This window comes from Bordetella tumbae, assembly GCF_054780995.1.
Map to the genome: position 1 here is coordinate 140554 of NZ_BAAGVG010000025.1, position 14218 is coordinate 154771.

Genomic DNA, 14218 nt, shown 5'->3' on the forward strand with positions numbered 1-14218 from the left:
ATCTTTTAGGAGTTGTCAACATCGCCACTGAAAAAGCCAATCGCATCAACGGTGAAATCCGTGTCCCCGAGGTGCGCCTGATAGGTCTGGACGGAGAACAGCTGGGCATCGTAAAGCTGGCCGACGCGTTCCGTCTTTCCGAACAAGCCGACGTGGATCTGGTCGAAATCGCGCCCAACGCGGATCCTCCAGTTTGCCGTCTGATGGACTACGGTAAGTTCAAGTACCAGGAACAAAAGCGCCAGGCCGAAGCTCGTTCCAAACAAAAGGTCATCCAGGTCAAGGAAGTCAAATTCCGTCCGGCGACCGACGAAGGCGACTACCAAGTCAAGCTGCGCAACCTGCGCCGTTTCCTGGAAGAAGGCGACAAGGCCAAGGTCACGCTGCGGTTCCGTGGCCGCGAAATGGCTCACCAGGAGCTCGGCATGCGCGTTCTCGAACGCGTGCGCGACGATCTGACCGAATTGGCCCAGGTCGAAGCCATGCCCAAGCTCGAGGGCCGTCAGATGGTCATGGTGCTTGCTCCTCGCAAAAAGAGCACGCCCGGCAAGGCTGACGCCGCCGGTTGAGGATGCTTGAGCCCACGGGCAGCCGCTTTGCGCGGCTGCCCGTGGTGCCGCAAAAAGATCATCAAGCCGCCCGGCGCGGGCGGGTCATTTACGCTACGATGGCGGTATGACGCGTGGGGTTGTGTTCCACGCGCGACCGGGATATCTCTATGCATGTCTTATTCGTTATTGACCCCTTGCCGCGCCTGAAGGCCTACAAGGATAGTTCGGTTGCCATGATGCGCGCCCTGGTTGCGCGCGGCCATACGCTGAGCGTGGCGCTACAGGGCGATCTGTTCATCGACGCGGGTGTTGTGTCGGCTCGCAGCACCGCGATCGAACTGGTCGAAGGCGCCGATCTGCACGGCCACGATTGGTGGCGTGACAATGGCGAGGCGCGCGACGTGCCGCTGTCGCAATTCGGCGCTGTGCTGATGCGCAAGGATCCTCCGTTCGACATGGAATACGTCTATTCGACGCACATGCTCGAGTATGCCCAGGCCCAGGGCGCCAAGGTCTTTAACGACGCGGCCGCAATCCGCAATCATCCGGAAAAACTGGCGATCACCGAGTTCGCCGATTTGGCTGCGCCCACGCTGGTGACGCGCGACATGGCGCGGATCAAGGCGTTTCATGTCAAACACCAGGATGTCATCGTCAAGCCGCTGGACGGCATGGGTGGCACAGGTATCTTCCGCCTGCAGGCGGTCGAGCCCAATCTGAACGCCATCCTGGAAACCCTCACCGACAACGGCGAGCGCACCATCATGGCACAGCGCTACATCCCTGAAATCGTCCAGGGCGACAAGCGCATTTTGCTGATCGGTGGCGAGGCGGTGCCGTATTCGCTGGCGCGCATTCCCCTGGCGGGCGAAACGCGCGGCAATCTGGCGGCCGGCGGCCGAGGTGTTGCCCAGCCGCTGTCGGCGCGCGACGCAGAGATCGCCGCGCAGGTCGCTCCCAAGCTGGCCGCGCGGGGCCTGCTCTTGGTGGGGCTGGATGTCATTGGCGATTATGTGACCGAGGTCAACGTCACCAGTCCGACCTGTTTCGTCGAGATCGCCGAGCAAACCGGTTTTGATGTGGCCGACATGTTTGCGGCGGCCCTCGAACGCGCGGTGGCATAGAGGCTCAGTCATGACGGGTATTGTCATTGTCGTGCATGCACCATTGGGCGAGGCGATGCGTGAGTTTGCCGTCCACGTGCTGGGCGAGGCAGGCAACCGGATGTCTGTGCACGATATCCAGCCAGAGGACATGCCCGAGGAGCAGGTGCCTTCCCTGTTGAGTGCCATCCGGGCTGCGGACGAGGGGCAGGGTGTGTTGGTGCTGACCGATTTGATTGGCGCTACCCCTGCCAATATTGCCAAGCGTGCCGTCGCGGAGGCCCAGGCGCTGGGCACGCAATGCTGTGTGGTGGCTGGGTTGAATACTTCGATGTTGTTGCGGGCCTTGACCTCGCGTGATCAAGGCCTGGCGCAGGCGCGAGCCAAGGCATTGGCCGGCGGCGTGCAAGGTTGTTTACAGGTAGACTGACTCTATGCCGATTTCTGACATCATCATCTCTAACAAGCTGGGCCTGCACGCACGAGCTGCCGCCAAATTGACGCAATTGGCCAGCAAGTTCGGCAGTGAGATTTTCATTTCCCGCGGTGCGCAGCGTGTCAACGCCAAAAGCATCATGGGCGTCATGATGCTGGCTGCAGGCAAGGGGATTACCGTACGTCTAGAGGCCTCAGGAGGCGATGCCGAGCAGGCGCTTTCTGAAATTCAGAACTTGTTCGACAGCAAATTCGGTGAGCACGAATAACCCTAGCCTGGAATGTCCCGTGACGGCGGCTCCTGCTGCCGTGAATAGTGCCGTGGTCGCCTTGCAGGGCAAGGGCGTGGCGCGAGGATACGCGATAGGGCGTGCGGTGGTGATGGGAGCCGCCTCTCTAGAGGTTGCTCATTACCGTATTGCCCCAGAAGACGTTGCCGCAGAAAGCGAGCGCCTGACACAGGCGCTGACAGTTGCTTTGGCGGATCTGCAGCAAATGGCCGATAGCCTGCCGGCAGATGCGCCGCGCGAGCTGGGTGCGATGTTGAACGTGCACTGCTTGTTGCTGGCCGATCCCTTGTTGGCCGAGCAGACCCGAGCACTGATCAGCGAGCGTCATTACAACGCCGAATGGGCGTTGGCTGCCCAGGGGCAGATTCTGGGCGAGCAGTTCGAGGCCATGGAGGACGAGTATCTGCGTGAGCGTGGCGCGGATGTGCGCCAGGTGATCGAGCGCGTGCTGCAAGTCTTGTCTGGTAACCCGGTGATCTTGCCCGACGCCGGGGACCTGGATGGCGACGATCCTTTGATCGTCGTGGCGCACGACATTTCTCCGGCCGACATGCTGCGTCTGCGGGGCGGTCGTTTTGCGGCCTTTGTCACGGATCTGGGTGGCCCGACATCGCATACTGCTATTGTGGCGCGCAGCATGGGCGTGCCGGCGGTAGTCGCTTTGGGTCACGTGCGAGAACTGGTGCGCGACGGCGATACGGTCGTTGTGGACGGCGCCACGGGCGCCGTGCTGGTGAACCCTTCGCCGCGGATGCTGCAGGAATATCGCGACCGTCAGGTGGCTTATGCCGCCGAACGCGCCGAGTTGGCGCTGCTGCGCGATGAACCCGCCGTCACGCTGGACGGTATCGACATTGTGCTCCATGCCAACATCGAGTTGCCCGATGAGGCGGAGGCGGCGTTGGCTGCGGGGGCGCATGGCATCGGCCTGTTCCGCAGTGAATTCCTGTTCATGGGACGTCATACGCTGCCCAACGAAGAAGAACAGTACCAGGCTTATTCCTCTGTCGTGCAAACCATGGCGGGGCGGCCCGTGACCATCCGCACGCTGGACATTGGCGCCGACAAGACCTTGGACGAAGAAGCCACGGTCGCGATGAACCCCGCGCTCGGACTGCGAGCGATTCGCTATTGCCTGGCTCACCCTGACATGTTCGCGACGCAATTGCGCGCCATTTTGCGGGCGTCGGCGCATGGTCATGTGCGGCTGCTGCTGCCCATGGTGGCGCATATGCACGAGGTCCGGGCAGCGTTCGCTGCGATCGAGGCGGCCAAACGAGAGCTGGACGCACGTGGCCAGGCCTACGCCGATCGGATCGAAGTCGGTGCCATGGTCGAGGTGCCCGCCACTGCGATTGCGATTGAGCCTTTTGCCGAGGCCCTGGATTTCCTGTCCATCGGCACCAACGACCTGATCCAGTACACCCTGGCCGTTGATCGGGGGGACCATGACGTGGCGAGCCTATATGACCCCCTGCATCCTGCCGTATTGCGGCTGGTCGCCAATACGATCAACGTCGGTGCCCGTATGGGCAAGCCCGTGGCGGTATGCGGCGAAATGGCGGGAGACGCGCGTCTGACGCGTCTATTGCTGGGACTCGGCTTGACCGAGTTTTCCATGCATTCCCAACAGATTCTGGACGTCAAACGCGAGATTTTGCGTGCTCATAGCAATGACCTGCGAGTCAAGGTGGCTACGCCGTTAAATCGCGCGCTGCGCGTCGATCTGGATCGCCTGGGATAGCGATACGGCAGATTTTGTTGCATTGCACAAAATCCTAAATCCTGGTGATGTTGCTGGTTTGCCATAGTGGAATATGGCTTATGTTGTGCTGCAACAAAACTGGGCGTAAGATGACTCTTGTGGTTCCCTTTCATTCTTCTCAAGGAGTAGGTCATGGAAGTTTCCACAAGCAGGGCTACGGGGCCGGGCAAACCGGCCGGCGGGGCGCCAGGCGGTTGGCGTGGTTTTCGGGATGGCGTGACCCATTTCCTGGAAGCCATCGGAGAAATACTGCACGGCATGGATGAGGCCCGCCAGGCTCATCCGATCATTTCCTCTTGCCGCACCGTACGCCGCTAATCTGGCTTATCTGCCAGCTAGACAAAATGCCAGCGCTAGCGCTGGCATTTTGCTTTATTGCCTCCAGTCATTACTGATGTCCATTGGGCCTTCCTTGGGTCCTAAAACACCTATTTGTGGAACCCGCCTCTGGGCGAGGGCTGTGTTCCGGCAAAATAACGTCTTGTTTTGGATATCATGCGTGGTGCCGATGTGCGCCCGTTCATTATTTTTCACTACTCTGCTGGACTCCTTCATGCCCAACCGTTTATTGCGCCTGGCCGCGTTGGCCGCCACTATTGCGCCTTTGCTATCTTGGTCCGCTCATGCCGAGGTCGTGATCGGGGTCGATATCTCGTCGACCGGTCCCGCCGCTGCGATCGGTATTCAGACCAATAATGCAGTACGCCTGTGGCCGGCGACGTTGGGGGGAGAACCCGCACGGTATGTCATTTTGGACGACGGCACGGATGTGAGCCGCGCGGTAAAGAATTTCCGCAAGCTGACCTCCGAAGACAAGGTCGACGCGATTGTCGGCCCTAACATCACGGCATCCGCCCTGGCCGGCCTGGATGTCCTGGCTGAAACGGGCACGCCCATGGTCGCCCTGGCCGCCTCGGCGGTCATTGTGGAGCCAGCCGACGATCCCAAGCGCCGCTGGGCCTTCAAGATGCCGCAAAACGACTCGCTGATGGCATCGGCGCTGGTGGACGATATGCGTGCGAAAGGTATCAAGAACGTCGCGTTTATCGGGTTTGCCGATTCCTATGGCGATAGCTGGTGGACGGAATTCAACGCGGCCGCGGGCAACGATATCAAGGTCGTCGCTCAAGAGCGCTTTCAGCGCACCGATGCGTCAGTGATGGGACAGGTGCTCAAGGCGATGGCGGCAAAACCCGATGCAATTTTGATCGCCGGCTCGGGGACGCCTGCGGCGCTGCCACAAAAAACCTTGGTCGAGCGCGGCTACAAAGGCCCCATTTATCAGACGCACGGCATCGGCACGCTGGAGTTCCTGCAAGTGGGCGGCAAAGACGTCGACGGTACACTGTTTCCCACCGGCCCAGGGGTCGTGGCGCGAGAGCTGCCGGACAGCAACCCGGTTAAATCGGTGGCAGTGGCGTTTGCTGACAAATACGAAGCTCAGTACGGTTCCAACAGCCTGACGCAGTTTGCCGGGGATGCTTATGGGGCATGGATGCTGCTGGATTCTGCGGTGGGACGCGCTCTGAAAACGGGCGCCAAGCCAGGGACTCCCGAGTTCCGCGCGGCTTTGCGCGATGCTCTGGAAAATACCCGTGATTTGGTGGTCCCCAATGGAGTGCTGAATATTTCCAAGACCGACCATCAGGGCTTTGATGAGCGTGCCCGCGTAATGGGCGTCATTCGCGACGGGCGTTTTTCTTATGCGCAATAGGCGATAGGAATGTCTTGCCGCCTGACAGGCGGCTTCGTGTTTTTACCCCATAAAGCACGGCAGCGAAAAATCGCTGCCGTTTTTTTTCGCCCCAAGACGGCCACTGCGGCGTCAATGCCGGGGATGCGGGTACGATTTTTGTCATCATATACTTTGTGTTGAAATGATTAATTGACGTACTATTTCGTGTGAATTAGTTCTGTACATAAATATTCTGAGAGGGAGCCTCGCATGACACACATTCTGAAGACGACCAAATGGGCTGTATTGGCGCTCAGTCTTGGGTTGATGGCGGCATGCTCCGATTCGGACTCCGATGACTCTGCCGCGAAACCCTCTGCCGCTAATAACCCGCCGGCTGCGCAAAGCACGCTGGAGGCCGCCAAGGCCGCAGGGACAATACGCATCGGCTACGCGAACGAAGCCCCCTATGCGTATATGGATAGCAATTCCAATCGCATTACTGGCGAGGCGGTGGAGATTGCGCGCGTGGTGCTCAAGCGCATGGGCATCAACGAGGTCGAAGGCGTGTTGACCGAGTTCGGCTCGTTGATCCCCGGCTTGCAGGCCAAACGTTTCGACATCATTGCCGCGGGCATGTATGTCACGCCGGAGCGTTGCCAGCAGGCGGCGTTTTCGAATCCCACCTATGGGGTGGGCGAATCGTTCCTGGTGCAAAAGGGGAATCCCAAAAAACTGCATAGCTACGAGGACATCGCAAAGCAGGACGACACGAAACTCGGCGTCGTCGTAGGGGCTATCGAAAGCGAGTACGCCCGCAAGATGGATATCCCGCTGGATCGCGTCGTCGTATTTCCCGATGTGGTGAGCGCGCTGTCTGGTGTGCAGGCCGGCCGTGCCGATGCCTACGCTGCGACCGCGATGACGGTGAACGATCTGATGAACAAGACGGCCACCGGCGATCTGGAAAAAGCCGAGCCATTCACGGATCCGGTCATCGATGGCAAGAGCGTGCGGGGCTATGGAGCTTTTGCATTCCGCAAGGACGATCAAGCGTTTGTCGATGCCTTTAATGCTGAGTTGGCCAAGTTCATCGGTACCGAGGAGCACGCCAAGATCGTCGAGCCGTTCGGCTTTACCAAAGCGGAATTGCCCGGCGACGTGACGGCAGCCAAACTTTGCGCGGGTGAACCGGCCGCTGGCAAATAAGGCGTGGCATTTTCAATGGAAGGGTTCGCCACGCTATTGCCGCCGCTGCTCGACGGCTTGTGGATGACGTTGCGTATCACGGCAGGGGCGGCATTGCTGGCCGTCCCGTTGGCCCTGGCGGCAGGCCTGGCGCGGTTGTCCACGCACCGTATCGTCAGCGCCATCGCGCTGGTCTATGTCGAGGTATTCCGGGGGACTTCTGCCTTGGTGCAGTTGTTCTGGTTTTATTACGTGCTGCCGTTGTTCGGCTTGAAATTGCCTGCGGTGACGGTTGGCATCGTGGTGCTGGCTGCGAACGCGGGCGCTTATGGCGCCGAGGTAGTGCGCGGCGCGATTTTGGCGGTGGCATCCGGGCAGCGCGAGGCGGCAACTGCATTGAATATGACTTCCGCACAATCCCTGCGACGCATCGTGCTGCCGCAGGCGTTTCCCGCGATGTTGCCGCCCGCCGGCAATTTGCTGATCGAATTGCTGAAAAACACGGCGTTGGTATCGTTGATCACGATCACCGATCTCACTTTCCGCGGTCAGATGCTGCGTGCGGAGACGTTGCGTACGACTGAGATTTTCCTTTTGCTGCTGCTGTTGTATTTTGCCGTGGCGCTGGTGATCACGGCGGGCATCCGCTTGTTGGAGCGGAGGTTTCGCGTCCGATGACTCCTATTTTCGATTGGGCATTTGCCTGGGAAATTCTGCCTGCCTTAGGCTCGGCATTGATCATCACGATACAAGCGACCGCACTTGGCATGGCGTTGGCCGTCGTGCTGGGGTTGGTGCTGGCCATGTTGCGGCGTGTGCGTTCGCGTTGGATTTCGATGCCCGTTGCGGTGTTGATCGAGTTCGTGCGCAGCACACCGTTGTTGGTGCAGATGTATTTTCTGTTCTATGTCTTGCCGCAAAGCGGCATGCAGCTGTCGCCGTTGGTCACGGGTATTCTGGCGCTGGGTGTGCATTACGCGGCCTATTGCGCTGAGGTCTATCGCGCCGGCATCGAGTCGGTGCCGCGTGGACAGATCGAGGCGGCGACCGCGCTGAATCTATCGCCGTGGCGCACGGCGGTCGGGGTCGTCCTGCCGCAGGCGATTCCTCCTGTCGTGCCCGCGTTGGGGAATTATCTCGTCGCGATGTTCAAAGACACGCCGTTGTTGTCGGCGATCACGGTGGTCGAGTTGCTGCAGCAAAGCAAAATCATTGGCTCAGCGACATTTCGCTATACCGAACCATTGACGCTGGTCGGGGTGCTGTTTTTGCTGTTGAGCCTGATTGCCGCCTGGGGTGTCCGGCGCCTGGAGGCGTGGTTGAAGAAATTCGGAGGATCAAGATGAGCGCGAGCATTCGCCTGAAGCAACTATGCAAACGTTACGGCGAGCTGGAGGTATTGCGCGGCATCGATCTGGAGATTCCTGCCGGGCAGACCGTGTCGGTCATCGGGCCATCGGGCTCGGGAAAATCTACCTTGCTGCGATTGCTGATGACGCTGGATCGTCCCTCCAGTGGCGAGATTCTGATCGATGATGAGTCGATGTGGACCGATGCGCAAGGACGTGAGATGGGGCCGAATTCGGCCCATGTGCGGCGCGTGCGCGGCAAGATCGGCATGGTGTTTCAACATTTCAATCTATTCCCGCACAAGACCGCGCTGGGTAATGTCATGGAGGCGCCTGTCCACGTTTCCGGCGTGCCTCGTGACGAGGCAGCGCAACGCGCAAAGGAATACCTGGAGCTGGTGGGCCTGGGCGACAAGCTTGACGCTTATCCGGCCCAGCTCTCCGGCGGGCAGAAGCAACGCGTGGGGATTGCCCGAGCCTTGGCCATGCATCCAGAGATCATGCTGTTCGACGAGGTCACGTCGGCGCTGGATCCAGAACTGGTGGGCGGGATTTTGCAGATTTTGCGAGACCTCGCCGCCAAGCGCACAATGACCATGATCATCGTGACACACCAGATGGGTTTTGCCGAGCGCAGCTCGGATCGCACGCTGTTTTTCGATCAGGGCAACATTGTCGAGGACGCAGAATCCAGCGTGCTGTTTTCCAGCCCCAAAGAAGAACGCACGCAGCAATTCCTGCAAACGGTGATCGAGGCGGATTGATGAGGCGCAAACCTGTCGGCGTGATCCGACAGGTCGTATGTTTTACGACACCGATCTAGCGATCAGCGCGTCGCTTCTGCGTAGGCCTGTTGCAGCCCCGCATGCAGTGCGTCGGCGAAATCCTGGCGGGTGGGATCCAGCGCCGACATCAGGCGAGCGAGGACGACGTTGTCTTCTTCGCCTTGCCAGATTTTGACGTAGGTGCCGGTCTTGTAGCCATTTTCCTGGCGGAACAGGTTCAGCACGTTCTTGGACACGTATTGGGTAAAGGCATCCTGCCAGGTCAGTTCGCAACGCGCCATGGTGTGTTCCAGCGTTTTATAGCTGGCACGGCCGCAGACGGCCAGACCACCGATCAGCTCCAGCAGCTGGGGCACATCCAGATCGGGCAGGCGATAGGTGTGGCCGTCCAGTGCAATCGCTTCGGGGGAGGCGAGGTCCGCCACCAGCATGAGGGTGGCATCCGGGGCGGAGCCCGCTGCGGACACGAGTGTGTGCGACAAATAGAAATGCAGGATGTCGATCAACTCCATCTGCACCTGAGGCAGATCGATCGTCTGCTTTTTCCACCATTTCCAGCCGTGGTGTTCCAGGGCTTCGGCGGACTCGACAAAGGCCGCCCGTAGAAAACGTGCACCACCATTCACCCAGTCAGGGTTGATGATGCTGTTGAGGCGGTCTTGCAGGGTCAGCATCGTTGCTGCCTGGGCAGCGGTCAATCCGGCTGGGGTGTGGCTCACGTTCGCTCCGTAAAATCAACTGGCCCGGGGGCCGTAGGCCCGAAATGTTAGCACCAACTGTTTGAGCGCCGAACCCCCGTGTCCGCTCACGTTATTTCTGCGGTTTCCGGCCCATGTGGACGGTCGTGAGCGGCGGCAGCTTGGCCAGGGGCCGGTTCTGTTTCCGGCGCACACCACGAGCGCCCTTGAACAGCATCCATGCGCATATCAATAGAAAAACGACCGGGACCATGCTGTCGAGGTCGAGGCTGCGGGTATTGATGGCCGTGAGCAGTCTATGTGCCGCGTTCCACAGCGCGACAGCGCCTGCGATGCCCAACCCTAACGACAGATGCCGCTGGCCGCTACGTGCTGCCAACGTGGTCGATGGCTCGTCGTCGTCACTGTCTCTCGTTGAGCCAGGGGATGCATTGCGCGTATAAGCGCTTGACGATGTATCTGAGTCTGGCGAATAGGCCGGCGCCGTCGACTTGTTCCGCGGCGCGTAGGAATAAATCGATTCCGGTGCCTCGGCTGGTGTCGTCTCGGTCTGCCGTGCATTCGGCTTGGCATTGCGCTGGCGCGGCAAGACCTGGCCAGGGCTGCCGCTCTGCCGATTCAGCGTCTCGATATAGCGTACGAAATCGCCGTTCTTGGGTTCGCCGTATATGGCCATGGAATGTGTCCGGTGAAATGCAGGCGGAAGGATCTGTGCGGTATCTTAACGCTTGTCGCCGCGGGATGGTCGGGGCGAGTCGGCGCGCGGGCGCCTCGTTTTGTAGAACAATATCCTGAAAATATGGATTCAATTACACAAGCTGTGCTGGGCGCAGGCATTCAGGGCGCATTGCTGGGACGCAGTCAGGGCCGCAAGGCTCTGTTTTACGGTGCTTTGCTGGGCACCTTGCCGGATATGGACGTGCTGGTGCGTTATGCCGATCCGGTGTCGCAAATGACGTTTCACCGGGGGTTTTCTCATTCGGTGTTTGTGCTGACGGCCTTGGCCGGGGTGTTGGCGTGGCTGGTACGTAAAAAGTGGCCGGACGCGCCCTATAGTGGCAGGCGCTTGTTTCTCACACTATGGCTGGTGTTGGTGACGCATCCGGTGCTGGATGCGTTCACGGTGTACGGCACACAGCTATTTTGGCCATTGGCTCGTATACCCGAGAGCTGGTCTGCAGTGTTCATCATTGACCCGGTGTATACGGTGCCATTGGTCGTCGCGGTGCTGGTGGCAACAATCATCGGATGCACGGCGCGAGCCCGAACGGTGCTGGCTGCTGCATTGGTGTTCAGTACGGCCTATCTCGGTATATCGTTGGTGGGGCGTTGGCATGCGGAGGCTCGGGTCGAACAAGCGTTGCGAGAGCAGGGCGTGCAGCCGACGGCAGTGTTGGCAACGCCGATGCCTTTCAATACGCTGCTGTGGCGTGTCATCGCCAAGGACGGTGCGAACAACTACTACGAGGCCGTCAGTGGCTGGTTCGATCGCGATCGCCCCGAGATGGTGCGTTTGCCGCTGCATGTGTCTCAAGCCGGTGTTTTAAAGGGCGTGCCCTTGCATGAGCGCTTGCGTTGGTTCACCAATGATTGGCTGCGCTACGACGAACTGGGCAATCAATTGGTCGTGACCGACTTGCGTATGGGAATGGCAGGCTATTACACCTTTCGCTTTGTCATGGCCGAGCGAGCCACCAATGGCGTTTGGCACCCTGTCACGCCGTACATCTGGCCGAGTGAGCGTGGCGGATGGGCCCAAATGAAAATCGTGCTGGCCCGTATCGTCGATAGCGCGACGCCGCTGCCATTGGCGCAATGGGCCGAGCGTGCGATTCAGCCTGGGCAGGCCGTTGAGGGCCGTCGTCAGTCCGATGAAGTGCAGTAGCCCCCTTGAGCCTGATTGAAACGCAGACGGCAGTCTGGTGACGCTGTGTGAGGCGCTCTTATCGTCGGGCCGCAGGCAGTCGCGCGGCGATTTCCGCGATGAGCCTGCGCGCGGCGTCCAGCTTGGATCCCGCCGGCATCGGATGAGACCCGTGGGCGTCAAAGAGCACCAGTTCTGTCGTGTCGGCATCCATGACTTTGTGCGCCAGATTGCCGACCAGCAGCGGAATGCCTTTGCGTACGCGCTTGGCCTCGGCGTGTTCCGCGAGCTTTTCCGTTTCGGCGGCAAAGCCCACGCACCAGGGGCCCTTGGGCAGCTTGGCGACCTCGGCCAGAATGTCGGGGTTGGGCTCGAACTCCATGACCGGCGCGCCGCCGCCTTCGCTGGTTTTCTTCAATTTTTGATCGCTGACGTTTTTTACCCGCCAATCGGCCACTGCCGCGACGGCGATAAAGACGTCTGCATCATGTACATTGGCCATGACGGCATCATGCATTTGGCGCGCCGTGTTGACGGACAGAGCCGTCACGCCGCGTGGCAAGGGCAGGGCGGTCGCGCCCGTCACCAAGGTCACGCGCGCACCGGCCTCGCGTGCTGCGCGGGCCAGGGCATAGCCGGTCTTGCCGGACGAACGGTTGCTCAGCACACGTACCGGATCGACGGGCTCGGACGTTGGGCCGGCCGTCAGCAGAATATGGCGGCCAGCCAGGACTTTAGGCTGGAAAAAGGCCACCAGGTCCGTCAACAGCTCGTGAGCCTCCAGCATGCGGCCGTCTCCGGTCTCGCCGCAGGCCTGTTCGCCTGATGCCGGGCCCAGCACACTGACGCCATCGGCGCGTAACTGGGCCACATTGCGCTGTGTCGCTGGATTGGCCCACATCTCGCGATTCATGGCGGGCGCTACCAATAGCGGACAGGCACGCGCCAGACACAGCGTCGAGAGCAGATCGTCGGCCAGGCCGTGCACCAGTTTGGCCATGAAGTCTGCACTGGCGGGAGCGATCAAGACCGCATCCGCACCGCGCGTCAGTTCGATGTGCGCCATGTTGTTGCCGATACGGGCATCCCATGCGTCCACGAACACCGGACGCCCCGACAGCGCCTGCATGGTGACAGGCGTGATGAAGTGCGTGGCTGCCTCGGTCATGACGACGTCGACGACGGCGCCTTGTTCTGTCAGGCGCCGCACCAGTTCGGCAATCTTGTAGCAAGCAATACCGCCGGTCAGACCGAGGACGATGCGTTTGCGGGCGAGGTCGAGCATGGGGATATATGAAAATTCCGAATTCCGCCATTATGCGGCAAAAACCCTCTGGCTCGCCCGGCTGCCTGGGGGCGGGCGGTGCTCAGACGTAGCAAGGCCCCTCGATCAGGGGATGTTTGGCCAGGAACGCCGGGTCGGGGCGCAAGCCTATGCCCGGTCCAGCCAGCGGTTCAACGCAGCCTTGAGCATCCAGGCGATAGGGCAAGACGTCCGCCAGGTGGTCGCGAAATGGATTCAACTGGGTCACGTCGGCTTCGAAATAGCCGGGATTGTCGACCGCGCACAAATAGTGGATCGAGGTCGCCATATTGATGGCCGTGGCCGAGGTATGGGGATTGACGGTCAGTTTCTGGGCCGACGCCATGGCGGCGATACGCATCCCCTCTGTGATGCCCCCAGTCTTGGACAGGTCCGGCTGCAAAAATCCCACACTGCCGTCTTCTAACAACGGGCCGAATTCATAACGGGTGTAGTGATTTTCGCCTGCCGCCAGGGGGACACGGCCGAGCCGTGCGGCACTGGCATAGGCGTGCCGGTCCCAGGCGGGAAAAGGCTCCTCCAGCCAACTGACACCGAGTTCTTCGTAGGCCGGCATGACACGGCGCACATCATCCAAGGTGTAGCCCGTGTTGGCATCCACCAGCAGATCGATTTCATCGCCCAGCGCCTGCCGTACGGCGCGCACGCGTTCTACGTCCTGGCGTGCCGTGTCGCCCACACGCAGCTTCAACGCGCGAAAACCCAGCTCCACCAAGGCGCGAGCCTCGTCAACGAGGGATTCCGGCGCTTGCCATCCCAATGCGATACCGCCCGCATAGGCTTTGATCGGTTTGGGTGTGCCGCCGAGCAATTGGCACAGCGGCCATTGGGTCGCTTGGCAGCGGATGTCCCACAACGCCAGGTCCAGTCCGCTGAGCGCCAGCGCTGCTGCGGCGCCCATGCCGTGGCTGGCCAATTGCATTTTGTAGACGCGATGCCAGACGCCCGCGACGTCCGTGGCGTCCATGCCCAGCACCAGTTCGCGCAGAGTGGTGTCGATCAAACGCGCGATCGCACCGGGACACCGTCCGTGATGGGCCTCGCCCCAGCCCACCAGGCCGTCGTCGGTTTCGACGCGTACCAGCACCGCGTCGCGTTTGACGCTGCGGCCGATGCCCAGGCGTACTGATTTTTCAGCAGGAACAGGAAAGGAGATGGGCACGGCGCGTATGTCGGCAATTCGCATGACGG

16 protein-coding genes are annotated in these 14218 nt (G+C 60.5%); 12 read left to right on the plus strand and 4 right to left on the minus strand.

Translation table 11 applies throughout. From position 1 onward, the window contains the following. Positions 1-20 precede the first annotated feature (20 nt). From infC to ehuA, 11 genes are all read left to right on the plus strand, one after another. The gene (infC, locus tag ACYVI2_RS27365; RefSeq protein WP_209156465.1) at positions 21-569 is read left to right on the plus strand and encodes a translation initiation factor IF-3; all 549 of its coding nucleotides are present in this window, start codon (positions 21-23) and stop codon (positions 567-569) included. A 149-nt stretch (positions 570-718) separates the two neighbouring features. After that, positions 719-1675: a glutathione synthase gene (gene gshB / locus ACYVI2_RS27370; protein ID WP_415819632.1), complete on the plus strand. Its 957-nt coding sequence runs from the start codon at positions 719-721 to the stop codon at positions 1673-1675. 10 nt (positions 1676-1685) lie between these two features. Further along, entirely contained in the window at positions 1686-2084 is a 399-nt protein-coding gene (locus tag ACYVI2_RS27375; protein ID WP_415819633.1) for a PTS sugar transporter subunit IIA, read from the plus strand. A gap of 4 nt (positions 2085-2088) precedes the next feature. Then, the gene (locus ACYVI2_RS27380) at positions 2089-2358 is read left to right on the plus strand and encodes an HPr family phosphocarrier protein (RefSeq protein ID WP_415819634.1); all 270 of its coding nucleotides are present in this window, start codon (positions 2089-2091) and stop codon (positions 2356-2358) included. A gap of 61 nt (positions 2359-2419) precedes the next feature. Further along, positions 2420-4123 carry a phosphoenolpyruvate--protein phosphotransferase gene (gene ptsP, locus ACYVI2_RS27385; RefSeq protein ID WP_415819694.1) on the plus strand — a complete coding sequence of 568 codons (1704 nt, stop codon included), beginning with the start codon at positions 2420-2422 and terminating at the stop codon, positions 4121-4123. 153 nt (positions 4124-4276) lie between these two features. Then, entirely contained in the window at positions 4277-4462 is a 186-nt protein-coding gene (locus tag ACYVI2_RS27390; protein ID WP_415819635.1) for a hypothetical protein, read from the plus strand. A gap of 235 nt (positions 4463-4697) precedes the next feature. Continuing rightward, positions 4698-5858, plus strand: a complete 1161-nt coding sequence (locus ACYVI2_RS27395; protein ID WP_415819636.1) for an ABC transporter substrate-binding protein — start codon at positions 4698-4700, stop codon at positions 5856-5858. Positions 5859-6089: 231 nt separating this feature from the next. Then, positions 6090-7028 (plus strand): ectoine/hydroxyectoine ABC transporter substrate-binding protein EhuB, encoded by a 939-nt coding sequence (ehuB, locus tag ACYVI2_RS27400; protein WP_415819637.1) that lies wholly within the window; start codon positions 6090-6092, stop codon positions 7026-7028. A 15-nt stretch (positions 7029-7043) separates the two neighbouring features. Next, positions 7044-7685: an ectoine/hydroxyectoine ABC transporter permease subunit EhuC gene (gene ehuC / locus ACYVI2_RS27405; RefSeq protein ID WP_415819695.1), complete on the plus strand. Its 642-nt coding sequence runs from the start codon at positions 7044-7046 to the stop codon at positions 7683-7685. Continuing rightward, positions 7682-8353 (plus strand): ectoine/hydroxyectoine ABC transporter permease subunit EhuD, encoded by a 672-nt coding sequence (gene ehuD, locus ACYVI2_RS27410; protein ID WP_415819638.1) that lies wholly within the window; start codon positions 7682-7684, stop codon positions 8351-8353. The genes ehuC and ehuD overlap by 4 nt, the downstream gene beginning before the upstream one ends. Next, entirely contained in the window at positions 8350-9120 is a 771-nt protein-coding gene (gene ehuA, locus ACYVI2_RS27415) for an ectoine/hydroxyectoine ABC transporter ATP-binding protein EhuA (RefSeq protein WP_415819639.1), read from the plus strand. Before ehuD ends, ehuA begins: the two co-directional genes overlap by 4 nt. A 62-nt stretch (positions 9121-9182) precedes the next feature. Here the strand turns inward: ehuA and ACYVI2_RS27420 are convergent, their stop codons facing one another. Continuing rightward, positions 9183-9815 (minus strand): dUTP diphosphatase, encoded by a 633-nt coding sequence (locus tag ACYVI2_RS27420; RefSeq protein WP_415819696.1) that lies wholly within the window; start codon positions 9813-9815, stop codon positions 9183-9185. Between the two features lie 136 nt (positions 9816-9951). Then, on the minus strand, positions 9952-10515 hold the full coding sequence (locus ACYVI2_RS27425) for a hypothetical protein (RefSeq protein WP_415819640.1): 564 nt from the start codon (positions 10513-10515) through the stop codon (positions 9952-9954). 123 nt (positions 10516-10638) lie between these two features. Here ACYVI2_RS27425 and ACYVI2_RS27430 point away from each other — a divergent pair, with 123 nt between their 5' ends. After that, positions 10639-11724 (plus strand): metal-dependent hydrolase, encoded by a 1086-nt coding sequence (locus tag ACYVI2_RS27430; RefSeq protein ID WP_415819641.1) that lies wholly within the window; start codon positions 10639-10641, stop codon positions 11722-11724. Between the two features lie 58 nt (positions 11725-11782). On the opposite strand, the gene coaBC is transcribed toward ACYVI2_RS27430, so the two are convergent. Both coaBC and ACYVI2_RS27440 read right to left on the minus strand, forming a co-directional pair. Then, positions 11783-12988, minus strand: a complete 1206-nt coding sequence (coaBC, locus tag ACYVI2_RS27435; protein WP_415819642.1) for a bifunctional phosphopantothenoylcysteine decarboxylase/phosphopantothenate--cysteine ligase CoaBC — start codon at positions 12986-12988, stop codon at positions 11783-11785. An 82-nt stretch (positions 12989-13070) separates the two neighbouring features. Continuing rightward, positions 13071-14213, minus strand: a complete 1143-nt coding sequence (locus ACYVI2_RS27440; RefSeq protein ID WP_415819643.1) for a mandelate racemase/muconate lactonizing enzyme family protein — start codon at positions 14211-14213, stop codon at positions 13071-13073. Between the last annotated feature and the right edge of the window lie 5 nt (positions 14214-14218).

What these genes read in the sequence shown, in the direction of transcription:
- coaBC (WP_415819642.1), bottom strand. Translation starts at nt 12,988, where the DNA reads ATGCTCGACCTCGCCCGCAAACGCATCGTCCTCGGTCTGACCGGCGGT.
- ehuC (WP_415819695.1), top strand. Translation starts at nt 7,044, where the DNA reads ATGGAAGGGTTCGCCACGCTATTGCCGCCGCTGCTCGACGGCTTGTGG.
- ACYVI2_RS27430 (WP_415819641.1), top strand. Translation starts at nt 10,639, where the DNA reads ATGGATTCAATTACACAAGCTGTGCTGGGCGCAGGCATTCAGGGCGCA.
- gshB (WP_415819632.1), top strand. Translation starts at nt 719, where the DNA reads ATGCATGTCTTATTCGTTATTGACCCCTTGCCGCGCCTGAAGGCCTAC.
- ehuA (WP_415819639.1), top strand. Translation starts at nt 8,350, where the DNA reads ATGAGCGCGAGCATTCGCCTGAAGCAACTATGCAAACGTTACGGCGAG.
- ACYVI2_RS27390 (WP_415819635.1), top strand. Translation starts at nt 4,277, where the DNA reads ATGGAAGTTTCCACAAGCAGGGCTACGGGGCCGGGCAAACCGGCCGGC.
- ACYVI2_RS27420 (WP_415819696.1), bottom strand. Translation starts at nt 9,815, where the DNA reads ATGCTGACCCTGCAAGACCGCCTCAACAGCATCATCAACCCTGACTGG.
- ehuB (WP_415819637.1), top strand. Translation starts at nt 6,090, where the DNA reads ATGACACACATTCTGAAGACGACCAAATGGGCTGTATTGGCGCTCAGT.
- ACYVI2_RS27380 (WP_415819634.1), top strand. Translation starts at nt 2,089, where the DNA reads ATGCCGATTTCTGACATCATCATCTCTAACAAGCTGGGCCTGCACGCA.
- ehuD (WP_415819638.1), top strand. Translation starts at nt 7,682, where the DNA reads ATGACTCCTATTTTCGATTGGGCATTTGCCTGGGAAATTCTGCCTGCC.
- ACYVI2_RS27395 (WP_415819636.1), top strand. Translation starts at nt 4,698, where the DNA reads ATGCCCAACCGTTTATTGCGCCTGGCCGCGTTGGCCGCCACTATTGCG.
- ACYVI2_RS27375 (WP_415819633.1), top strand. Translation starts at nt 1,686, where the DNA reads ATGACGGGTATTGTCATTGTCGTGCATGCACCATTGGGCGAGGCGATG.
- ACYVI2_RS27440 (WP_415819643.1), bottom strand. Translation starts at nt 14,213, where the DNA reads ATGCGAATTGCCGACATACGCGCCGTGCCCATCTCCTTTCCTGTTCCT.
- ACYVI2_RS27425 (WP_415819640.1), bottom strand. Translation starts at nt 10,515, where the DNA reads ATGGCCATATACGGCGAACCCAAGAACGGCGATTTCGTACGCTATATC.